Source organism: Gimesia algae, from assembly GCF_007746795.1.
GTDB lineage: Bacteria > Planctomycetota > Planctomycetia > Planctomycetales > Planctomycetaceae > Gimesia > Gimesia algae.
The window spans coordinates 5,528,354-5,551,562 of record NZ_CP036343.1 but is presented as its reverse complement, the minus strand read 5'-3'; the positions used below and the strand labels follow the sequence as shown (position 1 = coordinate 5,551,562).

18 protein-coding genes are annotated in these 23,209 nt (G+C 51.1%); 10 read left to right on the top strand and 8 right to left on the bottom strand.

What is annotated here, in order from left to right:
- Positions 1–13: 13 nt before the first annotated feature.
- From Pan161_RS20630 to Pan161_RS20620, 3 genes are all read right to left on the bottom strand, one after another.
- On the bottom strand, positions 14–457 hold the full coding sequence (locus tag Pan161_RS20630) for a GNAT family N-acetyltransferase (RefSeq protein ID WP_145230401.1): 444 nt from the start codon (positions 455–457) through the stop codon (positions 14–16).
- Between the two features lie 270 nt (positions 458–727).
- On the bottom strand, positions 728–1,498 hold the full coding sequence (locus Pan161_RS20625) for a hypothetical protein (protein WP_145230399.1): 771 nt from the start codon (positions 1,496–1,498) through the stop codon (positions 728–730).
- Positions 1,499–1,530: 32 nt separating this feature from the next.
- Positions 1,531–2,646 carry a DUF3500 domain-containing protein gene (locus tag Pan161_RS20620; protein WP_145230397.1) on the bottom strand — a complete coding sequence of 372 codons (1,116 nt, stop codon included), beginning with the start codon at positions 2,644–2,646 and terminating at the stop codon, positions 1,531–1,533.
- 613 nt (positions 2,647–3,259) lie between these two features.
- Here Pan161_RS20620 and Pan161_RS20615 point away from each other — a divergent pair.
- The 10 genes from Pan161_RS20615 (at position 3,260) to Pan161_RS20570 (ending at position 13,366) form a co-directional block, all read left to right on the top strand.
- Positions 3,260–3,667 carry a hypothetical protein gene (locus Pan161_RS20615; RefSeq protein ID WP_145230395.1) on the top strand — a complete coding sequence of 136 codons (408 nt, stop codon included), beginning with the start codon at positions 3,260–3,262 and terminating at the stop codon, positions 3,665–3,667.
- A 120-nt stretch (positions 3,668–3,787) separates the two neighbouring features.
- Positions 3,788–4,546, top strand: coding sequence for a dioxygenase family protein (locus Pan161_RS20610; protein ID WP_145230393.1), 759 nt, complete (start codon positions 3,788–3,790; stop codon positions 4,544–4,546).
- A gap of 146 nt (positions 4,547–4,692) precedes the next feature.
- Positions 4,693–5,160, top strand: a complete 468-nt coding sequence (locus tag Pan161_RS20605) for a DinB family protein (RefSeq protein ID WP_145230391.1) — start codon at positions 4,693–4,695, stop codon at positions 5,158–5,160.
- A gap of 84 nt (positions 5,161–5,244) precedes the next feature.
- The gene (locus tag Pan161_RS20600) at positions 5,245–5,451 is read left to right on the top strand and encodes a hypothetical protein (protein ID WP_145230389.1); all 207 of its coding nucleotides are present in this window, start codon (positions 5,245–5,247) and stop codon (positions 5,449–5,451) included.
- A 174-nt stretch (positions 5,452–5,625) separates the two neighbouring features.
- Positions 5,626–6,510: an SDR family NAD(P)-dependent oxidoreductase gene (locus Pan161_RS20595; RefSeq protein ID WP_232103357.1), complete on the top strand. Its 885-nt coding sequence runs from the start codon at positions 5,626–5,628 to the stop codon at positions 6,508–6,510.
- A gap of 322 nt (positions 6,511–6,832) precedes the next feature.
- Positions 6,833–7,543 carry a GntR family transcriptional regulator gene (locus tag Pan161_RS20590; protein WP_145230387.1) on the top strand — a complete coding sequence of 237 codons (711 nt, stop codon included), beginning with the start codon at positions 6,833–6,835 and terminating at the stop codon, positions 7,541–7,543.
- Between the two features lie 136 nt (positions 7,544–7,679).
- Complete coding sequence (locus Pan161_RS20585) at positions 7,680–8,624, top strand: DUF1559 domain-containing protein (protein WP_145230385.1); 945 nt, start codon at positions 7,680–7,682, stop codon at positions 8,622–8,624.
- A gap of 173 nt (positions 8,625–8,797) precedes the next feature.
- On the top strand, positions 8,798–9,205 hold the full coding sequence (locus Pan161_RS20580) for a hypothetical protein (protein WP_145230383.1): 408 nt from the start codon (positions 8,798–8,800) through the stop codon (positions 9,203–9,205).
- 3 nt (positions 9,206–9,208) lie between these two features.
- The gene (locus tag Pan161_RS20575; RefSeq protein ID WP_145230381.1) at positions 9,209–11,920 is read left to right on the top strand and encodes a DUF1592 domain-containing protein; all 2,712 of its coding nucleotides are present in this window, start codon (positions 9,209–9,211) and stop codon (positions 11,918–11,920) included.
- Between the two features lie 129 nt (positions 11,921–12,049).
- Positions 12,050–13,366, top strand: coding sequence for a DUF1552 domain-containing protein (locus Pan161_RS20570; protein WP_145230379.1), 1,317 nt, complete (start codon positions 12,050–12,052; stop codon positions 13,364–13,366).
- 18 nt (positions 13,367–13,384) lie between these two features.
- On the opposite strand, the gene Pan161_RS20565 is transcribed toward Pan161_RS20570, so the two are convergent.
- The 5 genes from Pan161_RS20565 to Pan161_RS20545 all read right to left on the bottom strand — a co-directional run bounded on the left by Pan161_RS20565 (position 13,385) and on the right by Pan161_RS20545 (position 22,892).
- Complete coding sequence (locus Pan161_RS20565; RefSeq protein WP_145230377.1) at positions 13,385–14,296, bottom strand: transglutaminase family protein; 912 nt, start codon at positions 14,294–14,296, stop codon at positions 13,385–13,387.
- Positions 14,293–16,833 (bottom strand): circularly permuted type 2 ATP-grasp protein, encoded by a 2,541-nt coding sequence (locus Pan161_RS20560; RefSeq protein ID WP_197995438.1) that lies wholly within the window; start codon positions 16,831–16,833, stop codon positions 14,293–14,295. Before Pan161_RS20560 ends, Pan161_RS20565 begins: the two co-directional genes overlap by 4 nt.
- Before the next feature lie 146 nt (positions 16,834–16,979).
- Positions 16,980–20,345 carry a transglutaminase family protein gene (locus Pan161_RS20555; RefSeq protein ID WP_197995916.1) on the bottom strand — a complete coding sequence of 1,122 codons (3,366 nt, stop codon included), beginning with the start codon at positions 20,343–20,345 and terminating at the stop codon, positions 16,980–16,982.
- 58 nt (positions 20,346–20,403) lie between these two features.
- Positions 20,404–21,408 carry an alpha-E domain-containing protein gene (locus tag Pan161_RS20550; RefSeq protein ID WP_145230373.1) on the bottom strand — a complete coding sequence of 335 codons (1,005 nt, stop codon included), beginning with the start codon at positions 21,406–21,408 and terminating at the stop codon, positions 20,404–20,406.
- Positions 21,408–22,892: a circularly permuted type 2 ATP-grasp protein gene (locus Pan161_RS20545; protein ID WP_145230371.1), complete on the bottom strand. Its 1,485-nt coding sequence runs from the start codon at positions 22,890–22,892 to the stop codon at positions 21,408–21,410. The genes Pan161_RS20550 and Pan161_RS20545 overlap by 1 nt, the downstream gene beginning before the upstream one ends.
- Between the last annotated feature and the right edge of the window lie 317 nt (positions 22,893–23,209).

The window sequence follows — 23,209 nt, the reverse complement described above, 5'->3', positions numbered from 1 at the left end:
GTTGAATCTGATCTTAAGTCACAGCCGTATTGAATTGAAGTCTGAGTAATCGGTTTCCCGTCGGCTCATGCGTTGATTCTGACAGTGGCTGAAAACCATAGCGATCATAAAATTGACGCCCGATGGTATTGGCTTCGAAAACTTCGACCTGCAGATCGCCCCGCAGCTCTCGGGCTTTGTCCATCAGTGCCTTGCCGGCCCCGGTGCCATGAAATTCCGGTTTCACAAAAATCGCACCTACTTCATTTCCCAGGAGGGCAATAAAGCCGATCACCTGTTGATCCTGTTCAATGACCCAGGTTTCTGCATTGGGCAAATAAAGGTTGGGTATGTTATGGCGTTCCTGTTCCAGGAAGTCCTCCTGTAGAAAAGGATGGGCCAGACGGGTGGCACTCTCCCAGGACGCCAGAACGTCGTCGAGGTCTGCTGGCTGATATTCGCGAATGATTCGATGCATGTGTTTTCCTGTGAGTGGGCTTGGGAGGGGCTCTTTAGATTTCCGTGGATTGAGGTTGATGTGTGTATGCGGACGGTCAGACTGTGTCCAGTTTTACTGTAGCGTCTCCAAGACTATTTGAACCGAGTATACTAGATCGACAGACGCTATGGTTAAATGTGATGAGCTTTAGAAGGTTGAACAGGTTCGTTTGGGAAATGAAAATTCTGGAAATTTCTCAGTAAAATATCATGTCTCGGCCGATCTGTTTGACAGACAAATTAAGTCTGTTCAATCTGGCGTGGATGGAGGATTATCTGGATTGGTCGGTTGATCTAGGCTCAGGAACTCCCCCTCATCGAACGGCCAAGGGGCTTGCATTCCATTGCTTCTCCATTCCCACAATCGTGAAAAGATTTCATCTTGTACTTTCCTTTCAGAGGAGCCTTCAGGTTCAAAGTACGCCAGCTTCAGCAGTAGAGCACGGGCTCGAGCCGGGTCCGGACTTTCTTTATAGAATTCTATAAGTTTGAAATTACCCAGATACAGCCAGCTGAACGGTCCCGAGGCAAGAGAGGAGACTTGCTGCATTAATACTGTCTGGCCGAAAACGCTTTTGCCTTCAGCACAAGTACCACGGACCCAGACATGCTGATGAACTGGTTCTACATTCGCCTGATACCAGTCACTGGATTCATTCGGTCGCTCCCATGCTGAAATGAGCCAGCCGAAAGCGGTAACCCGTTTTTCGGTATGGTTCATGCCACAGATCGCGCAACGAAAATAGGTTTCACTGATCACCGGAAAGTAGAACAGGAACAGGAGACCCAGTGTGATCAGAATGATGTTACGAATCCAGCGGCCGAACTGCCGGGGTTGGGGGGCTGAAGTGTCAGCGGTCGCTCCAGGGATGTTTTCCCTGGAGTTCTGTAGCTGACCGGGATCTCGGGAGATATTGTCCATCCCTGTAAAGTAACTGTTGGAGCGGAACCAGTCTACAAAATATTTGCAGAAGCCGGTTTTCCCTCTGAAAAGAAAACAGGCCCGATGAAGGTTGCTCATCGGGCCTGTTGCTGGTCATCTTGCTTTCAGAATTATTTCTGATGCTGCTTAAAATGCTCTTTGAGCAGGTCGCGACCGAAATCGCCGTCGAATTCGCGGAAGACCGCGTGGACGTGATTGGCGTCGTTCTGGGTGTTGGCGAATTCAATCAGGAAAACCTTAGACTGAATGCGGTAGTAATGGAATTCACCCCGCTTCTGGCCGCCACTCCAGGCGAAGTAAAGGTGGTCGCCATCGCGGAGGTTGCCCAGGTAGCGGGTTCCCTTGAGCAGTTCGGGGCGGAAACGACCCAGGTAGGCGTTGACCAGACGCAGAAGCATTTTCTGCTGTTTGGGGTCGAGGTCGGCGTACTGAATGCCTTTATGCTGAATCAGACCTTTGTCGACGACTGGATCATCGGTGGTCAGGACTTCTTTGATCACACTTTTTGCCAGCAGTTTTTTATCGACGGCGGCTGTGTCGATGGTGGCGATGGCCAACTGATCGGGATTGAACGATTTGACGAGGTTCAACGCCAGTTGCTGTTCTTCCTTGAGGACTTCGACACCTTTCAGCGGCCCCTGCTTGACGGTTGCGGGGTTGGAGCCGAAGAAGGAAGGAGTGACTGAGAATTTTTTGCCATCGACAATGGTGACATTCACAGACAGGTGATGCCCTTCAAACCGCCAGCCCCAGGTCCCTTTGGAATCGGGTTTGCCGAAGATCGAGACGTAGTAGAGTTCGGGGTTCCGGTAGTCTTTGCCTTCCAGTTCGAAGAGGACATGCTCCAGCGCGCGGATGGAGTTCATTTCCAAAAAGCCCCGATGGGAGAGCGCGGTGGCAGGCAGTGTGACTGCGAAAATCTGTTGCTGAGGTGTCATCTTAGTCATGGGCAGACCGGTGCGTTTATCTTCCTTGATGGCGAAGTCGGGAATGAAGTACCAGCTGTCACGTTCTTTGCTGTCCAGTTTGAAGGTGGCTGCTTTACGTTGTTCCTCGGGAAGGGATGCCAGAAAGCGTTTGGCGGCCGCCGCCATTTCTCTGCTGGCCCGGCTGATCGAGGCCTGTTGTGCTTTTGTGGGTTCAGCGAACGTCAGAGTGCTGCTGCCAAGTGTGACGCAAAGGCAGGTCAGCAGCGCTAGGCTTGAATAGGGGTGGTAGGTTTTCAAGGTGCAGTTCCTTATCAGAAGATCAACTTTGGGGTATGTGAATCACGTTTCTGTTCGAAACGAAATTCCTTAATCAAGGTTTTGTCGGTTTATCTTAACAGAGAGCGGGAAGCGAGAGTAGTTTACGGGGAATCCGAAGGGCAGGAGATTTTCAAATGAATTTGCGAATCGTCCCAGTGCTCTATCAAGCTACAAATTGAGGGCTGGGGGTGTTGTTTACGGGCTCCGTTGTCGCACTCTCGTGATATCTATCAACCCAAATTATAAAAATGACACTCCACTAGTGGTTTCTACCAGTTTCACACGAGGTACTGAGTAGGTCTGGCAGATTTCGGGCGGCGATTTGGTCAAATCTTCAATTTTCGGACAATAATGATTGCAAACCGACGAAGGACTGAATGTACGCTGCAGAAGCCAATCCAAGCGAGTGCAGCGACTTACTGCAGATTGTTAAAAAAAGTAAAAATCGAGGAACAAAAACTGCACCTGCTGACATCATATAGCTGTCTAACAGATAAGTTCAGAGAAAGTGATTTGTCATCTCTTTCTGAGAAGTAACAATAGAATTTCATGCATGAGCTTTCGCGGGCACCGAAAGCGGGAGTTGGCTCAAGTGAAAGATCTACTCACGACCGCATCATCGATCATTATCATTCTGTTTTGTATTTCACTGTTTTTTTTGAGTGAGGGAAATCAAGCTGGGGATAGGGAGCTGCTGACCAATGATCATGCTGAATTTCAGTCGGCGAAACATCCTCGCGCCAAGACGACACTCTTTTCCCGGGTACAGTCTGTCAAACTGAAAAAAGGGGTGCTGATGTTTGTGACCATCTGCGAAGACGGTCTTAAGGAACATTTTTTCCTGATTCGGGATAAGAACGTGGTGTTGATTAAAAAGAATGCCGGTGATATGCCGGGAAATTCCATCAAATTCGATGATGATGGCCACAATACCCTGCTGGTGACAATTCCCAATACCTTCGATATTGACCTCATGGACGCCATGACTACACCATTTTGATTCTGCCGAATGATGCTTTAATAAACTGTTTTCTGCGAAACCATCTTCTCAGGTCGTGGTTAAATGGTAAGATGGTTTATGGGTAAACTTATTTCACTCGCAGCAGACAGGAATGATGTGATGAGCAGCTCTCTATCGGATTTAAAGCGACGGAACTTTTTAAAATGGTCTGCCTTCAGTGTGGCGGCGTTGACGACTCCGGGGTTGATGGCGGAAGAATTGATCCGCACACCCGCGATGACGGAAGGCCCATTTTACCCGGATAAAATGCCACTCGATACCGATAATGATTTGCTGATTATCAATGATTCACTTACGCCAGCCGTGGGTGAAATTACGTACCTGGGGGGCAAGGTTCTGGATGCGAAAGGGCAGCCGCTGCGGAATGCATTCGTGGAAATCTGGCAGGTGGACAGTAAAGCCTCTTATCTCCACACGCGTGGCGAAAACAAAGAGGGCCGCGATGGCAACTTTCAGGGGTATGGTCGTTTTATGACCGACTCCAAAGGGCAGTATTTCTTCCGGACGATCAAGCCGGTTCCCTATCGGGCCGGGCGTGGATTTCGCACGCCGCATATCCATGTTGCCGTCAGTAAGAACGGGCAGCGGATTTTAACCACCCAGTTGTTGATCAACGGCCATGAACTCAACGCAGAAGATGGCGTCTATCGGCAGATCAGAAATCCGGAGCAGCGCAAATCGATTCTGGTTGATTTCAAACCACTGCCGGATTCAAAACTGGGTGAACTGGCTGCCAACTTCGATATTGTTCTGGGGAAAACCGCTGAAGAGAATCCTGACGGGACGATCAAAGGGGGGATCGGCAAATCGGAACTGACGGGCGGCGGACGTGGACCACGTCCGTCTCGAAAGCAGTAAGCGACTTTCTATTGTTCCTACTCCATTGAGATCGGTAACCGCTTGAAGTTCCGGTGCTGATACAGGATAATGAAGACATCAGTTCTGTCTGACTTTAAGAATGTCAGACAGAGTTTCACTTTCATTTTTCCTGGCTCGGGTCAAGCATGAAAATCTCCACGCGCATTGAAGAATACCTGGCGGGACCGGAAGCGCTGCGTTGTGCCATTGAAGGCATGTCTGCTGCAGATCTGGACGCGGCCCCGATTCCCGGAAAATGGTCCACGCGACAGGTGGTCTGTCATATTGCTGATTTTCAACCAGTGTATGCTGATCGGATGAAATGGATTATCGCGGAAGATCATCCGCCGCTGCCAGGCGCCGATCACAATCTGTTTGCAAAACGTCTGGCATATGACCAACGGGATATGGATGAGGAGTTGCAGCTAATTGCAGTCGTGCGTCAGAATATGGCCCGCATTCTGAAAACTCTCAGCGAAGAACAGCTCCAGCGAACGGGCCTGCATTCGCATGATGGCGAAGTGAGTGTTGCCAGTTTACTGGAGCGAATTACTCATCATATCCCCCATCATATTAAGATGATCCAGGAAAAACGTGATGCACTGCAGGTCTGACAATGCTCCTGTTTGATTTTGATCCGGTTCAGTTATGATTTCGGATGTGACTTTTCGGAACTGTATTTCAATGGATGGCACGATATGACAAATCTGGGACTGGAATCCAGTGTGACTGAGTGGGTGATCGAATACCCGGAAGTGCAATGCGTGCTTGATTCTCTGGGAATTGACCAGTCCTGTCAGGGTAAATCGCTCGAATATGTCTGTCGCCAGATGGATCTGGAGCCTCATTTTGTGCTCAAACAACTGCACGAAGTGATTGAAGACGATTCGGCAATCAACGAGTAGCTGATCTGGGGTTTTCTGAGAGTTCTTTTGCAGCAAAATCGATCAATGTACCTGCGAGCATGAGACTTACCCTTCTTCTATTGCAATCGACGGGAACCGCCTTTACCCATTTTACAGTATGTCATACACTCCCAGCGCGGGTAGCTTTCAGACCAGTCAGAGGAGTGAGACAAGATGCAGAATTTATTTGGTAAAAAGGGTTTAGTCACCGGAGCTGCATCGGGAATCGGTCGTGAAATCGCGCTGCAACTGGCTGCGGAAGGTGTTAATCTCTTTCTCTGGGATATTGATGAAGCTGGTCTAAAGGATACAGCGGAAACGGCTTCTCTGGTCGGAGTGGAAGTCAACAGCCGCATCTGCGATCTGACAGATTCCCAACAGATTTCTGCTGAGGTTCAGTATCTGATTGATACCTGGGGAGAACTCGATCTGCTGGTCAATAACGCAGGCGTGGCCTTTTATGGGCCGACACATACGATGTCAGCAGAGCAGTGGGACTGGTTGCTGGCGATTAATTTACACGCACCCATTCAGATTACGCGCGAATTTCTACCGCTGTTGTTGAATCGCCCGGAAGCACATATTGTGAATGTTTCCAGTATTTGTGGTCTGGTTGCCGGTGCACGCTTCAGCGCCTATCAGGTCAGTAAGTTTGCCCTGCAGGGCTTCAGCGAAGCCTTGCGGGCAGAATACAGTCGCCAGGGGTTAGGCGTTTCATCTATCTGCCCTGGCCCCGTGACCACACGGTTATTCGAGTCTGCTCCCTGTGGTCGTGAAGGGAAAAAAACACCGATTCCTCCACGCTGGGTTTGTACGACTCCCCAACAGGTCGCGCAGCGAACCATTAAAGCCATCTATGCTGATCAGGGATTATGTCTGGTCGGCTGGGTGTCCTATGTCCTGTATTACCTGAATCGAATCGCTCCCTGGTCGCTGGATCTGGCACATCGCTTTGGCCGTCGCAAACGGATGAAGAAGAAAGCAGTTCAACTGGCTTTGCATGCTGAAGCTCAGCCCGCCAAAACCCAGGTACAGACTACCCGTTCCAAAGCTGCCTGAGCTTGTCTGACTGACTCCCCCCGTTTTGCCTGGTCGAACTCAAGCTCTCTTCCTTGTAAAATCAGGTTCTACGCTGGGGGATCATTGCTTCTGAGCCCGCCAGGGATGGTATTTCCCGCTGAATCAAGCCTGAAAACGAGGATTACTGGTCCTCGCACAGCTGATTAAACCCCTCAAATTCTATTTCAACATTGACATCTCAGTTTTAGATATTATATATTATGCATAATGCATTATGTCTAGTTGGTGAGAGTTTGTGGTCCGATTCGCATTTGAATTGCTGATCAGGTTTCTCACATCGGAAATATTCAGGAGACTGTCTATGAATGTGACAACATCTCTCTCGAGCCATCCTTTGCCGGTCAGCTCACTCAGGCTGGACATTTTCAGCCAGATTCTGCTGTCGATCTTTACGGGTAAGTACCCAGCGGGAACCCGACTGAAGGTACAGCATCTGGCGAAGCAGTATGGCGTGAGCAGTACGCCGGTTCGTGAGGCCATTGTTGAGCTGACCGGGATTGGCGTTGTAGAACTGTTTCCTAACCGGGGGGCGGTGGTCGCTCCGTTTGGTATACCGGAAATACGTGAGATGTATCATGTCCGCCGAATCCTGGAAGTCGAGTCAGCCCGCTGTGCCTGTGAGTGCAGTGACCTGAAAGAAATCGAACAACTACTAGCAGAGACACGGACCTTGCAGCAGGCCACGCGCAATGATCAGTGGACAGTGCTCTGTTCCGACATTGATAAAAGAACGCACACCGCCATTGTGAATGCAGCTGGCATCAAACGTTTGAAGGCGGAACTGAACCGTTATGATCGCCTGATGCATATGGTGCGCGTGTTGCTGAAAGATTCCGAATTATATCTGGATCAGATTCTGGAAGAACACCTGCAGGTTCTGGAAGCCTTGCTCCGCCGTGAGCAGGATGTGGCTGCCGCGGCCATGGCCCGGCATCTGCAGGCGACCTGTGAACGCGCCGTCGAAGGCATCTTTATCCATGGTATTTCTGAGTCGGAAAACATTCATTCTTAATACTTGAGCAACCTGAATTTTATTTTCATTTCAGATAGATCAATTCACTTCACTACAGGCAGCTCCTATCCTTTTTATTCTGTTCTTAGTAGGGACTGCTGGAGTTCAAATTCTTTTTTTAAAATAGGAGTCGCTCATGTTTCGCCGCACTCGAGGTTTTACGCTCATTGAATTGCTGGTGGTGATCGCGATTATCGCCATCCTGATAGCCCTGTTACTCCCTGCGGTTCAGCAGGCAAGAGAGGCGGCCCGACGCAGCCAGTGCAAAAACAATCTCAAGCAACTGGGGCTGGCGATGCATAATTATCACGAAACATTTCAAGTGTTTCCTTTCGGGATGATTAATCCCACCAATGGTGATTTACCGGGCTCGCCTCGTCCTGCGACAGATAATACAGGCTGGTATCCCATGATTCTGCCGTACATCGAACAAGGTTCTCTGTACAACGTTTTTATGGAAGAGCAGAAAAATCCAGCACGAACGGGCGCCATTTACTGGAGTAAAAAAGATTCGGTGGTTGCCATGATGATGTGTCCCAGTGATCCCGCCGGCCCCAAGAATATTACTTATGGCCAGACCAATCCTTCCAGTAGTGGATCACAGGGTTTTCATGGAAATTATGCGGTCTGCGCTGGATCAACTCATTTTGGGGCTGCTGGAAGTTATACTCCACTGAACGGTCTGTTTTATTCACGTTCACGCACTAAGCTCCGCGATATCACAGATGGTGCGTCGATGACACTCATGGCCAGTGAGCTGATTTTGTCTGCAGATCAATCCAAGCACGATGTGCGCGGCCGACTAATGAACCCGCGCTGTATGGGAACTTTTTTCACGACATTGGAAACACCCAATCCGAATGTCGGCGATGTATTAATTGCCTGCTCGGATATCCCCCATGCCCCATGTGGCGCTGACAGTACAGCAAACAGTCGCACTTTTGCACGCAGCTATCATGTAGGTGGTGTGCATGGTTTACTGGCAGATGGTGCAGTCCGTTTTATCTCTGAAAATATTGATCGTGCTACCTTTCAGTCATTGGGGACCCGTGCCGGTCAGGAAGTGATCGGAGAATTTTAACCGACTGATGTCACCGTTTCACTGCGATATGTGTCGCAGGAAGCTCGGGAGCATCTCTGATTGATCTTTCTTTCAAGCCGATTGGTATGAGCAAAATTCATTTTGGCGCTGTCAATGAAAGTGATTTCAACCAGGGGGGATGCGAAGTACGGTATATGTGACAGGGGCAAACAATGAGATATGTCTTTTTTATATTTTTGATAATTTTGTTACTACCGGGATGTTTTCAGGGAACCAGTTCCCATGAGTCGGAAGTCAGTGGTTTCATTAAATTAGATGGAGAACCACTTCCCGAGGGGACGATCACCTTTATTTCTGCAGATAATACGACACACTCTGCACAAGGAAAAATTCAAGACGGCGAGTATGTTGTCACTGTACCAGTAGGGGAGAAACGTGTTGAAATTCATGCTTCCCGCTGGACAGGAAAACCATACCAGAAGTACGATATCATGGAGACCGAACAGTATCTCCCTGCGATCTATAATGAAAACAGTCAGTTGAAGGCCAATGTCAAACCTGCTGAGAATGTAAAGTTAGACTTCGAATTGGACTCAAACGCTCAAAAGTCGGGGAAGTGATAGATGGGTTTACGAGTCATTCTAAACAGGAGCCAACACGAGGAGAAATCGATCTCACCTTCATTGTGTCATATTCCAGCGAAGGATCGTCCTGATTGCAGGCAAGGGAAGTTCGTAGTCTATTTACCGCTTCTGTGCCTGTTACTTCCGATTTTATCTGGAGGTGCTGCGCAGTCTGCAGAAAAGTCTGTTTCAGACGCGGAAGCTACTATCCGACAGTTACTGCAGAAAACCTGCTTCGACTGTCATAATGACGATCTTGCAGAAGGGCGGTTGAATCTGCAGCAACTCAGTTGGAAACTGGATGATCAACGACTGCGCCAGCGCTGGATTCAAGTAAACGACCGGATTGCTGCGGGAGAGATGCCGCCCGATCAGAATGATCTGGCTCAAGCGGATCGTGAGATCCTGCTGAAAGCGTTGTCTCATTCACTGCAGACTGCGGATGCCGCTGAGGTGGCGCTCCTGGGGCGGGGGCCGTTACGTCGACTGACGCGTGACGAGTATGAACAGAATCTACGCGATGTGCTGTCGCTGCCGCATCTGGATATTCGCGATCTGCTGCCTCAGGATCGAGAGCAGGACCATTGCAATAAAGTCTCAGAAGTGCTGGACATGTCCCGGATTCAGCTCGACGCGTATCTGGATGCCGCCGATCAGGCGTTGCGTCAGTCGGTCGCCTCAGGAATGGAACCACGGCAACAGGCGCATCATCGTCTGCCTGCGACGCGGATGTTTCTGACCGCTCAGACATATGGTGGCCGCGAAGCGATGTTCTATGCGAAGGATTCCCAGATGGTTCCGCTGTCGGGCGGTGATCTGGCCCGGATGCGTAAAGAGAACCAACACGATCCCGAGATGGAGCTGGCAATTTTTCGTTCTGCTTCCTGGCCGTATTACGGTTATCCGGATGTCTTCAGAGCCAGGGAAGCCGGGGCTTATCGTATTCGCTTTTCTGCCCGCGCAGTCAGGCAGTTGAGGGATTTCAGTCTCAGACCGGCCAGTCATTCGATTGCGATGAATTTTCGTGCGCGAAAACGTTCTGGTGCAGATGTCTCAGGGGATGTCCGTGCAACGGGAGATACCTTTGATATACAGCCAGAGGCCGATCTCTATGAAACGACGATCCGTCTCAAACAGAATGAAACGTTCGAGTACAGTCTGTTGGGACTGCCGGTTCCTCGCGCCATCAATCCTCCAAATGCGCCGTTGTACTATGATTTTCCTCCGATGCCGGACGGCGGTCATCCAGGGGTCGCCTTTCAATGGCTGGAAATTACAGGTCCTCTGGATTCTGAAACATGGCCTCCCTCTTCGCATCAACGGCTATTTGGAACGTTGCCGATTCGAGTTGCAGAGAAAGGCACGTTACCGGTTGAACTGATTTCAACACAACCGGAGCAGGATGCGAAACGTCTGCTACGACGCTTTATTCAGCTGGCAGAGCGTGAGCCGACGCCTGAAGATGTAATCAAAATCTACGAACAGATGGTGTCAGACGAAATCCAGTCAGGTACTCCGCTGGCAGAAGCATTACTTACCGGTTACACCGCGTTTCTGTGTTCGGGACAGTTTCTGTTTCTACCGGAACCGCGGGCTGATTCTTCCCAGCGACAGTATGCTGTCGCTTCACGTCTGTCGCATTTCCTGGGGAACACGCGACCCGATACCGAGTTAATTCAGCTTGCAGAGCAGGGGCAACTGTTAGATAAGAAGATTCTGACACAGCAGACGCGTCGATTACTGGTTTCTGAATCCGCAGAGAACTTTGTGAGCAATCTGACTGATCACTGGCTTTCACTGAAAGACATTCGCCGCGATGAACCGGACAGCCGACTGTATCCGGAATATCGGTTTGATGATTATCTGATTGAATCGATGGCGGCGGAAACGCGTGCGTTTGTAACAGCCATGTTTGAGGAGAATCTCCCAGTTACTGCCCTGGTTGATGCCGACTTTGTGTTTGTGAATGATCGGCTGGCTCGCCATTACGGTTTGCCGCCAGTCAGTGGTTCACAGATACGAAAAGTTTCTCTTCCTGACGAAAGTTTATATGGCGGATTACTGACGCAGGCTGCGATTTTAAAAGTGACCGCGAATGGGACCTCGACTTCTCCCGTGATTCGTGGTGCCTGGATAATGGATCGGATTATGGGGGATCCTCCCCCGCCCCCGCCGCCAGCTGTACCTGCTGTCGAACCAGACATCCGCGGTGCTACAACGATCCGCCAGCAACTGGCGCTGCATACAAAGGATCCAGCTTGCGCCGCCTGTCATGCCCGTTTTGACCCGGTCGGTTTTGCATTGGAAGCTTTTGATATCATGGGAGCGTTTCGAACCCGCTATCGCAGTCTGGCAAAAGGCGAAAAAGTGACGGGCATTGATCGCGCCGGACATGATTACACTTATTATGTAGCTGGTCCGACCGATTCCCGTGGTCAGCTGCTTGACGGGAGGTCATTTCAAGATATTCAGGAACTGAAACAACTGCTTGTCGCAGAACCGCGGCAGCTGGCACGGAATCTGGTGCAGCAATTGATCGTTTATGCGACGGGGACTCCGGTCCGGTTCTCTGATCGACCTGTGGTGGATGCGATTCTGAACGAATGCCAGCCGCAGGACTATCGCACACGCGACCTGCTGGAAGCGGTTGTGCACAGCCCGATATTTCTGGGGAGTTCACTTCCTCAGCAAGCGAGTGTGCAGACTGATTGAATTAGACTGTGTCCAGTTTTACTGTAGCGTCTCCAGGGCCATTTGGACCGAGTAGAATAGATTGTGAGACGCTATGGTTAAATGTGATGCGCTCTAGAAGAAGCCAATATCCTGACTCACGAGAATTCCATGACGATAAATCATCAATTCACCTGTTCGACAACATCATTGACCCGCCGCCATTTTCTACGCGGTGCAGGGGTTACGCTGGCGTTACCATTACTGGAATGCGGGGCTCAAACAAAGTCCGTTTCCTCAAAGAACGATGCAACGCCCCAGCGGATGCTGTTGATCTCCAATAATCTGGGTGTACTTCCTGGACCGTTCTTTCCGAAGACGTCGGGCACGGATTATCAGCTGTCTCCCTATCTGAATGAACTGAAAACGCATGCGAAGGACTTCACTGTTTTCAGCGGTCTGTCGCATCCGGCGTGTGAAGGCGGGCATTCGACCGAAAACTGTTTCCTGACCGGCGCCCGACATCCCACGAGTAGCGGGTTTCGTAATAGCATCTCACTTGATCAATATGCGGCGGAACACCTCGGACGTCAGACGCGGTTTGCCACGTTGAACCTGGGAGTGAATATCGACAAAGCGAACCGGAGTCTGTCGTGGACCCGGGATGGCGTATTGCTGCCTGCAGAAGACAGTCCCGCCCGCCTGTTTCGCAAGATGTTTATTCAAGGCAGCGATGCCAAAGTGAAGCAGAGGCTGCAGGCACTGAAACGGCGGGAGAGTATTCTCGATGCGGTCAGAGATTCGACCCAGAATTACAGTAAATCACTGGGGCAGAATGATCGCAGGCGACTCGATCAATACTTTACTTCGATCCGGGAACTGGAACAGAGACTGGTAACGGCGGGCGAATGGGAACAGAACCCGAAACCAAAGATCGAGCAGGAGCTTCCACAGGATATTGTCGATCGGGCCTTACTGTTTGATAAATTCGAGCAGATGTTGTTGATGGCAGCGCTTGCCCTGCAGTCTGATTCAACACGGATCGTCACATTAATGGTGGATGCCTTCGCGACCCCTGTCTTTCAATTAAAGAATGATGAAAAAAGCAGCACGGGTTATCATTCCCTCAGTCATCATGGCATGCGTCCCGATCATCTGGCCCAGCTGGAAAAAGCAGACCGGCGACAGATGAATCTCCTGCGACAGTTATTGGGGAGACTGACTGATGTGCAAGGCGAAGTGGGGGGGCTGCTGGACAGTACGATGGTTCTGTACGGCAGTAATATGGGGGACGCCAATACACACGATAATACTAATCTGCCTGTCCTGCTGGCGGGAGGTGGGTTTCGGCATGGTCAGCATCTGGTGTTCAATCGTGAGCAGAATTCCCCGTTATGCAATCTTTATGTGAGTATGTTGCAGCGGCTGGGAGTCGAGTCGGACCAGTTTGGTTCCAGCAGCGGGACTTTGGCCGGGCTTAAATCATGAAGGCATGAGAATTTCATGTTAAGTGCCATTGGTATCCGGTGGGACTGGTTGAGGCTCTTCCGGTGCAACATCCACAGAGACCGTCATGCGATGTTCACCTCCCCCGACAATTGTTCCCTGGATCGGACAGACATCGTAATAGTCTCTTCCCCAGGCAACCGTAATATGATCGGCTGAAGTCTGTACGTTATTCGTGGGGTCTACGTCAATCCAGCCTGCTTTCTCTCCGCAATACACAGAGAGCCAGGCATGGGAAGCATCAGCGCCGACCAGTCGCGGTTTGCCGGGTGGAGGATTGGTTCTCAGATATCCGCTGACATAGCGGGCTGCCAGTCCCAGGGCACGCAGACAACCGATCTGAAAATGCGCGAAGTCCTGGCAGACGCCATGCTGTTTCTCAAACACTTCACTGATCTCCGTATTCACATTCGTGGCCCGGGGATCGTATTTAAATTCTTTATTGATGCGGGCGGTCAGTTCCAGGACTGCTTCCAGGATCGGGCGGTTTTCCTGAAAGGAAATCTTCGCGTATTCTGTTAACTCGGGAAACAGTTTCACCCCTGGAGAATCGAAGATAAACTGATACGCGTCGAGTACGCCTGCCGTATGCTCCTCTTTGAGTTGCTGAGCAACGATTTCCCAGGGTGGGGTATCCGCAGCAGTGACCAGCGGAACGTCCATTACAGAAACCTCGCTTGTTGCAGTGACGCTCAGTCCCATGTGAGCCTGATCGATCGAGAAATACGAAACGTCGTTTCCAAAATAGTCCTTGCGGTGCGTGATATTGAAGGGTTCCGGGTGGATTAACAATTGAAATTCGTTGCACACCTGACTGGGTAACGCCCGCGGCGCAAGATGCACCAGATTGTGGCAGACCGGAACCGCCTGGGAATAAGCATACTTCGTGGTGTGAGTGATTTTGTATTTCATTGCGGGCTGATGTCTGAGAGTTGATGAGAGGAAACAGCGTGTACAAGGTACCGATGTGAAATCGCTTCCGACAGTTTCGGCAGTTGATAGTCCCAGGTTTCAAACAGTTTTTCCAGGGGTTCATAGTCTCCCAGACAGTGTGTATCAGCTATTTCCTGAATATCCAGCATGCGCACGGAATGTAGCAGGGTCATGACGAGTCTCTGCTCGGAAGTGTATCCGGGTAACTCACGATTACGCGGCAGTCGTTCCACATGTTTGGCCAGTTGCATGAACTGGAATACCAGTGATCGCGGATTCGATTCGTCAGTCAGTAATAAATCGAGTACCGCCGCCAGTTGCAGGTTTGACAGGTAACGGGAGCGGTAAGTCATCAGGCTGTCGGCGACTTCCAGAACGGTTTCGAAGATCGGGCTCTGGACTTCAGGCATCGGCACAAACGAATTTTTGACCAGGCTGATAATCTGCAGTGAACGCTCCACACGCCGTCCCAGTTCGAGGAAACGAAACGCCTGCGTACGTGTCATGCTTTCCATGACGATCCCGCTGAAGGCAGCCAGTTCGGTAATAAGGTCGTCGGTGATCGTCAGCACGTCAGACAGGTTTGTTGTTCCGTAACCGGGGGGCTGGAAACCTTTATCAATACGGCGGATGATGCGCCAGGTATCGAGTGAAATCCGGTCGCGTACAATCGAGCCCAGTCGGAACAGTTCATCCACGATCGAACGCAGTGAACTGGACTGTGATTTATCGAAGACTGCGGTCGGCAGGACATGCTCGATGGGTGGCAACTGGTTTCGCATTTTATCAATGGCGTAGCCCGGTTCAATCTGTCCCTGATCAGCGAGGCAGCGCAGGAGCACCGGGACTTCCAGGTCACTGGTAGATCGCGTTTCCCCACTGAGTCGATTGACTGCGCTGCGTAATAATCGTGCCAGCGCTTCTGCCCGTTCCAGTTGTCTCCCCAGCCAGAAAATATTATCTGCGGCGCGACTGGGTAATTCTGAACCACTCCGCTTAAGTGAGATCGTTCGGCCTTGTTCATTCAACAGTGTGATATGTTCAACAGGCTCATCTGAGAGAATCCAGACATCTTTACTGCCTTCCCCTTTGCGAATGGAGACTTCCAGAGGATCGAGGCTGGTTGAAGTGCGCCCCAGTGCGCCTTGCATCACCGTATAGGAGTCACCGCTGGAAACAGCATACGCACGCAGCGACAGGTGCGCGGGCTGGATCTGTCCCCGCCAGACGGGAACACTGGAACGGATGACTTTCTCCTGAGCAGCAAATCCGGAAGGATGAGACTTGATCAGTTCCGTCAACTTCTTCGGTGACATCTGATTGAGAGATTCGACCGAAGGATTGTCTTTCCCGCGGATTCGAAACGCGGGATAAATGGTGAGTTTCTCCAGATTCTTCAGGACGTAGCTCAACTGTTCCGGGTCACCACACCACCAGGAAGCGACGCCGGGCATGAGTAATTCTGTACCCAATAGCGCTTTACTCAGGCGAGGCATGAACGCCATGAAGGCGACGGATTCAATCAGACCACTGCCCAGTGCATTGGCAATACCAACCTGGCCGGAGCGGGCCGACTGGCTGAGTCCGGAGACGCCGAGCCGGGAGTTTGAGTATTTCATTTCCAGCGGGTCACAATCACGACTGTTCTGACGCCGGAAAATGACATCAACGGGAATCAGGCCACCCAGTGTTTTCAACATTACCTGATTTTTTCGGACGGCAAGATCCCCGCCTTCGACGAGGGTGTAACCCAGGTAACGCGCCAGGTACGCGTCTTCAAAATAGTTGGGGCTGGTCGGACCATGGCTGAGCAGCACGACACGCGGATTCTCCAGACTCTGGGGAGTCAGCTTGCGGAGTGTTTCCTGTGCAGCAATAAAAAACGGCGCCAGCCGTTCGACATTACATTGTTGAAAGAGTTCAGGAAACATACGCGAGGTCAGAATCCGGTTTTCCAGCGCGAAGCCAATCCCGGAAGCCGCTTCCGTCCGGTCGGCGAGCACCCACCATTCCCCATTAGGAGAGCGCGCCAGATCAGCGGCATAAAAGTGCAGAAAACAGTCGTTACGCAGCTGTTCCCGATGATAGGCACGCAGAAAACCGGGGTGAGAATACACAAGTTCTGCAGGCAGTACCCCATTTTTTAACAGCGTCTGTTTTCCAAACAGGTCTTTCAATATGAGATTTAACAGTTGCGCCCGTTGTCTCAAGGCCGTGGAGATCGTCTTCCATTCGGCAGATGAAATCAGAAAGGGAATCGCGTCCAGTTCCCAGGGACGGGGCTGGTCTTTGGGTGTGACCACACCGCTGTAGGCGAAGTCATTGGCCTGCACGGTTCGTTGTGCCTGTTGCCAGCGATGTTCGAATTCCTCGCGACCTATTTTTACAACGGTATCAAGAAAATTTTTCGCATGCAGGCGTGGTTCTCCTGTGTCCAGCAGGAACTCATCGTATGCTCCGCCGGGAGGAGTATAGCCCTGGAAAATGTTGTTCACAGAGAGCGGCGATGTGGGCACGATTTGCAGTATTCCTAAAGGTGATGCGATGGATCAATTGTGGGCGTGACTGCATCCGGACAGGATGCAGTCGTCAGGCGAGTGAAAAATCTTCAACAGTGCAGGAACCGGTTCCTCTCTAAACCCAATACTCGGTTGGAGTAATCTTACACAATGCCTCGGTTTCGGCGAAGATCAAGTGTCAGCGGAAACATGGCATTTTTTTCATCTTCAGGTATGGAACTGGTTCCTCCTGTGTGTCCCATCTTGAAAAATCGACCCGCGCGGCGGCTTTCTGCTTCGTAACCGTTGACCGGAAAAGTTCCCGGATTGAGTCCACCAGGATGTCCAACATGGTACGTACAGCCCCCTATGGAACGATTTACCCAGGTATCCACCAGATCGAAAACCAGAGGCTCATCGACCGGAATTGTCGGATGCAGGCAGTTGGGTGGCTGCCAGGCCCGGTATCTGACGCCGGCGACAAATTCGCCTTCCGTCCCGGTAGCATGGAGGGGAATCTTACGTCCATTGCACAGCAGAATGTGACGCCCGTTGGACATTCCCTGGGCCTTCACCTGCAGACGCTGCACGGAAGAATCCACGTAACGGGCGGTCGCACCGCCGGCGGGTTCTTCACCCAGAACGTACCATGGCTCAATGGCCGTTCTCAGTTCTACATGAATCCCCCGGTATTGCATTTCTCCAATATGGGGAAAACGAAATTCGTAGTGTGGCCCGAACCAGCTGGCGTCCAGATCAAAACCTTCCTCATTCAGTTCTGAAATAATATCTTCGAAATCCTGCTGGATAAAATGGGGCAGCAGCCAGCGATCATGAATGGAGGTGTTCCAATCCACCAGGTCGATTTTATAGGGTGCATTCCAGAAGCGGGCGACCAGTGCCCGCAACAGAAGTTGTTGCGTCAGACTCATCTGCCAGTGCGGCGGCATTTCAAACCCGCGAAATTCCACCAGACCCAGCCGACCGGTAGCACTATCGGGTGAATAGAGCTTATCGATACAGAATTCTGCCCGGTGTGTATTACCTGTCAGGTCAACCAGCAGGTGTCGAAACACCCGGTCGACCAACCATGGTGGACATTCACCTTTTTCCGGAATCTGTTCGAAAGCAATCTGAAGTTCGTAGACCGCATCGCAGCGGCCCTCATCAACACGCGGCGCCTGACTGGTGGGACCAATGAAGCGGCCTGAGAAGAAGTAGGACAATGAGGGATGGTTATGCCAGTAAGCGAGCAGGCTTTTTAAGAGATCCGGACGTCGTAAAAATGGACTGTCATGCGGCGTATAGGAGCCCATCACAAAGTGATTGCCTCCCCCGGTTCCGTTGTGCGTACCATCCAGATCAAACTGCTCTGTGCCGAGTCGAGACTGACGTGCGTCCTCATAGACTCCGGATGTGATATCCACCAGTTCCCGCCAGCTTTTGGCAGGATGCACGTTGACTTCGATCACACCTGGATCAGGAGTGGCTTTGATATGCTGGAGCCGGTAGTCATTCGGAGGCAGATAACCTTCTACAATGACGGGGATTTCCAGTTCGGCGGCCGTCTGTTCAATTTCCGCCAGCAGTTCCAGGTAGCTCTCCAGATGATCCACAGGCGGCATAAAGATATGCAGGACACCTTCACGCGTTTCGAAGCACATCGCCGTGCGAATTACATCCGGTTCAACGGGTGTATTTTCCGCTTCGGGTTCCTGTTCCTGATCAAGGGAATCAAATCCACCCCCTGCGCCGACCCGCTGCAGCACCTGATGCTGTACGTTACCTGTGACATGCTGCGCGGTTTGATGCTGTGCAGACTGCTGTCGCAGTTGATCATATTCGGGGAGATCAGTGGTGGCTTCGAAGGGGACGACCGGTGAGGGAGTATATTCACCCGGTTTGGCGGCCGGCAGCGAATCCAGAGGCAGACGCAGTCCCATGGGGGAATCGCCGGGAATTAAAAACAGCTGTTCTGAACGTACGGGCCAGGCACCACTTTTCCAGCGGGGTTTATCATGCCACCATTGATGCATCAGGGGGAGCATACAGCCGACAGGGGCTCCCAGACCGCGTTCGAAGACGCGGGCGAGTCGAATACGTTCTTCTTCATCGACCAGATCGGAATTCATCACATCGGCATTTACTGCCAGGCGGCGTTCCTTCCACATGTAGTACATCGCATCTTCGTAAGCGGTGGCGACGTATTCAGGCTTGAGTCCCAGACGTTTTGCCAGCGTTGCCGCAAACTGCTGCGCGTGTTCGATATCGTGGTCGTAATTTTCTTCCGGCGCTGCCAGCAGCATGGGGTCGTTCCAGATCGGCTGTCCGTCGGTTCGCCACATACAGGTTAATGCCCAGCGTGGCAATGATTCCCCGGGATACCATTTGCCCTGACCGTAATGAATCATGCCTTGAGGGGCAAAACGCTGCCGCAGCAGTTCAATCAAATTTCCAGCGAGTCCTCTTTTTGTGGGGCCGACAGCCGCTGTTTTCCATTCGTCCCCATCCATATCATCAATGGAAACAAACGTCGGTTCGCCCCCCATGGTTAAGCGGACGTCTCCTTTTTGGAGTGCTTCATCGACCTGGTGTCCAATGCTGTCAATCCGTTTCCAGACCTCTTCTGTATAAGGTTTGGTGATCCGGGGGTCTTCATGCACGCGTGAAACCGACATTTCGTGATGGAAAGTGACTTCACATTTTTCAACAGTTCCCGAGATCGGTGCTGCGTTGAGCGGTTCCGGAGTACACGCCAGAGGAATATGTCCTTCACCCGCAAATAATCCGGAAGTCGGATCGAGGCCAATCCAGCCGGCGCCGGGCAGAAAGACTTCGGTCCAGGCATGCAGGTCCGTAAAATCTTCGGCAGCACCGGAAGGGCCATCCAGCGATTCAATATCAGGTTTCAATTGAATCAGGTATCCGGAGACAAAACGTGCTGCCAGTCCCAGATGTCGGAACACCTGCACGAGCAGCCAGGCGCTGTCTCGGCATGAGCCACTGCCCAGTTTCAGAGTTGCTTCAGGTGATTGTACGCCATGTTCCATACGGATGACGTAGCGGATCATGTTCTGCAGGCGTTGGTTCATGCCGACCAGAAAATCAATTGTCTTGATTTTAGAACGGTCGATCGAGTCCAGCAGAGCAGAGAATTCCGGTCCTGGTTCTATGGTATCCAGAAATGGCAGGAGATCTTTTTTGAGGGTGGGATCGTATGCAAACGGGTATTCGCTTGCCTCGGGTTCCAGGAAGAAGTCGAAGGGGTTGATCACGGTCATTTCGGCAACCAGATCAATTTCGACCTGCAGCATATTGGTCTTTTCCGGGAACACGAGTCGCGCCAGATGGTTACTATGCGGGTCCTGCAGCCAGTTGACAAAATGCTGAACGGGAGTAACTCGCAGTGAGTAACTGCGAATGGGGGTACGGCAGTGGGGAGCAGGACGGAGGCGAACCAGTTGGGGAGCCAGCTCGACGTAACGATCATAGTGATAGATCGACTTATGGTTCAATGCGACACGGATCATGATGTTCAGGCAATCATAGAAGAAGGATAAAAAACGCAGGAAAATAAAAGCTGAGTACTCAACTGGTTTGAGACTGGCTGTTTTCATTGACAGTCTGGCTCTGTGACTGAGATTGACTCTGCTGCGATGTGAAGAAATCTTCCTGAATCGCTTTGCCGACAGAGTTCAACTGTTTTTGAAAGCCATCAATATACTGGTGCAATCCCTGCTGAATAATATCCTCGACGCTGGTGTAATCCATATTGGAGCACAACAGGCCCATACGCTGCTCTGCCAGATTGATAAAGGTTCCGGTTTGACTCCCCGTGATACAACGCAACGACTCCTGAGCTTTTCTCACGCAGAAGTGCATGGCCCGGGGGAACTGGGTATCCAGAATTAAAAAGTTGGCAACACTGTTGGGAGTGATTTTCCCGTATTGCCGTCGATACATGGCCAAAGCGCTGGCTGACCGTAACAGGGCAGACCAGCGAACCACGTCCAGAGCACTTCCGACATCCCGGGCGTCTGGCAGTAAAATATAGTATTGAACATCGACAATCCGCGATGTTTTATCGGCTCGTTCAATCAGCCGTCCCACGCGTGAAAAATGCCAGGCTTCACCGCGCGACATGGTTGCTTCTGTGGCCCCTACCAGCATGTGACTGGCCAGTCTGACACGTTCGCAGAATTCCTGAGGCTGATCCAGAGTCGCAGGATTCGTCGCTGCTGAACGTACCATAAAATAAAACTGATTGAGCTGTTCCCACATAACAGCAGGAATGATTTCGCGAATCGTTCTGGCATTCTCCCGTGCGTAGGAGACACAGGAGATAATGGAATTGGAATTTTTTTCATCGAACAGCAGAAACTTCAGAACATGATCCCGGTTCGGCGCGCCATAGCGTTTCTCATAGGGGATCTGATCGCCGGTGGTATAAACCAGGGGCGCCCACTGGTCGCCAAGGGTATCGGATTCTCCGAGAGTCAGATTATAATTCACGTCAATAAACCGCGCCACATTCTCAGCACGCTCAACATAACGACTTAACCAGTAAACAGAACTCGCAACGCGACTGAGCATCAAAATTTCTCCAGAGCAGTTGCCGCATGGTTTATCTCAGTCTGAGAGTGACCATTACGCAGGATCCAGGTGTCTTTACTGCCACCCCCTTGTGACGAATTGACAACCATCGATCCTTCCCGCAGGGCAACACGTGTTAATCCGCCCGGCATCACATAAATTTCTTTACCACAGAGGACAAATGGCCGCAGGTCAACGTGCCGTGGTTGAAGTTCATCACCCACCAGCGTGGGGACCGTCGACAGTTTCAGCATTGGCTGCGCAATCCACTCGCGCGGATTGGAACGAATGGCGGCGGCGGTTTTGTCTCGTTCTTCCTGAGACGAATGCGGCCCCATCAGAATTCCGTAACCCCCGGATTCATTGGTTGGTTTCACCACAAGTTTGTCAAGATTGGCCAGCACATGCTCACGCTGTTTGGCATCGGAACATAGAAAGGTCGGCACGTTGGGAAGAATCGCCTCTTCTCCCAGGTAGTATTTGATGATATCGGGCACATAAGCATAGACGGCTTTGTCGTCTGCCACTCCGGTACCAGGGGCATTGGCCAGTGTGACTCGCCCGGCCCGGCAGACATCCATGAGGTGATCGACGCCTAATGCGGAATCAGGTCGGAAATTTTTAGGATCCAGGAAGTCATCGTCAATGCGACGATAGATCACATCAACTCGACGCAGTCCCTTGGTGGTTTTCATGAAAACGTAACCGTTTTCCACAACCAGGTCGGGACCCTGTACGAGTTCGACGCCCATCTGCTGGGCGAGAAAGGTATGTTCAAAATAGGCTGAGTTGTAGATGCCCGGTGTGAGCACGACCGCGGTCGGATCGTTCACACCTTCCGGCGCACAGTCCAGCAGCGTTTTGAGTAACTGTTCGTTATAGTCTTCAATGGGAGCGACTGACATCCCCTGGAAGACCGGAGCAAAAGTTCGTTTCATCAGTTCCCGGTTTTCCAGGACATAGGAAACGCCAGAGGGGCATCTCAGATTGTCTTCGAGAACATAGATCTGTCCATCCTGATCGCGAATCAGGTCGACGCCTGTGATGTGGCACCAGACTCCCTGGGGGGGATGAAAGCCTTTGCATTGTGAACGGAGTGTCTTAGAGGTCTGGACCAGTTCTTCGGGAACGGCTCCATCCTTGATGATTTTGCATTCGTTATAGATATCATCGATAAACAGATTTAAGGCATGGATTCGCTGCTTCAAACCGCTTTCAATCGTTTTCCATTCATCGGCATCGATAATCCGGGGAAGCAGATCAAAAGGCCAGACTTTTTCGGTACCCGCTTCATGGCCGTAGACATTAAAAGTGATCCCCATGTTCTGAAGTGATATGTCTGCCGCTTTCTGGCGTTGCTGCAGGCTACCTTCTGTGAGGGTTTGCAGGCGTTCTACAAACAGTTTGCCACTGGCGCGGGGAGATCCATCGGGGGCAAACATCTCATCAAAAATTTCACTGTACTGGTAGGGAGCTAACCTCATCTAGACGATTCCTCAACGAGCCTTTTAAGACGGAATTGCTGTAAATCTGATATATGAAATACAAATTAAGCAGATTGCGTGCCGTATTAAGCAAGTAATCGTTGATAACTTGAATCTATGATGAAATTACTCTACTTCTCAATTCGCAAGCGAAAGGTCCGCGCACAAACACAGCAGATGTCTCAGGTCTTTGCCTGATAATTAAGCATGGTCTTAAATTAAGACGGAAAGCTTAATTACGTTCAGGATTCTCTGGATCTGTGCAGCAACCATGTTTGAGATCGAGTGAATATTGCTTTGCTTCAGCATAACATAGC

Bases quoted from the DNA above. Each gene is read 5' to 3' on its own strand.
- Pan161_RS20630 (WP_145230401.1), bottom strand. From the start codon at position 457: ATGCATCGAATCATTCGCGAATATCAGCCAGCAGACCTCGACGACGTT.
- Pan161_RS20625 (WP_145230399.1), bottom strand. From the start codon at position 1,498: ATGAGCAACCTTCATCGGGCCTGTTTTCTTTTCAGAGGGAAAACCGGC.
- Pan161_RS20610 (WP_145230393.1), top strand. From the start codon at position 3,788: ATGAGCAGCTCTCTATCGGATTTAAAGCGACGGAACTTTTTAAAATGG.
- Pan161_RS20605 (WP_145230391.1), top strand. From the start codon at position 4,693: ATGAAAATCTCCACGCGCATTGAAGAATACCTGGCGGGACCGGAAGCG.
- Pan161_RS20600 (WP_145230389.1), top strand. From the start codon at position 5,245: ATGACAAATCTGGGACTGGAATCCAGTGTGACTGAGTGGGTGATCGAA.
- Pan161_RS20595 (WP_232103357.1), top strand. From the start codon at position 5,626: ATGCAGAATTTATTTGGTAAAAAGGGTTTAGTCACCGGAGCTGCATCG.
- Pan161_RS20590 (WP_145230387.1), top strand. From the start codon at position 6,833: ATGAATGTGACAACATCTCTCTCGAGCCATCCTTTGCCGGTCAGCTCA.
- Pan161_RS20585 (WP_145230385.1), top strand. From the start codon at position 7,680: ATGTTTCGCCGCACTCGAGGTTTTACGCTCATTGAATTGCTGGTGGTG.
- Pan161_RS20580 (WP_145230383.1), top strand. From the start codon at position 8,798: ATGAGATATGTCTTTTTTATATTTTTGATAATTTTGTTACTACCGGGA.
- Pan161_RS20575 (WP_145230381.1), top strand. From the start codon at position 9,209: ATGGGTTTACGAGTCATTCTAAACAGGAGCCAACACGAGGAGAAATCG.
- Pan161_RS20570 (WP_145230379.1), top strand. From the start codon at position 12,050: ATGACGATAAATCATCAATTCACCTGTTCGACAACATCATTGACCCGC.
- Pan161_RS20565 (WP_145230377.1), bottom strand. From the start codon at position 14,296: ATGAAATACAAAATCACTCACACCACGAAGTATGCTTATTCCCAGGCG.
- Pan161_RS20555 (WP_197995916.1), bottom strand. From the start codon at position 20,345: ATGATCCGTGTCGCATTGAACCATAAGTCGATCTATCACTATGATCGT.
- Pan161_RS20550 (WP_145230373.1), bottom strand. From the start codon at position 21,408: ATGCTCAGTCGCGTTGCGAGTTCTGTTTACTGGTTAAGTCGTTATGTT.
- Pan161_RS20545 (WP_145230371.1), bottom strand. From the start codon at position 22,892: ATGAGGTTAGCTCCCTACCAGTACAGTGAAATTTTTGATGAGATGTTT.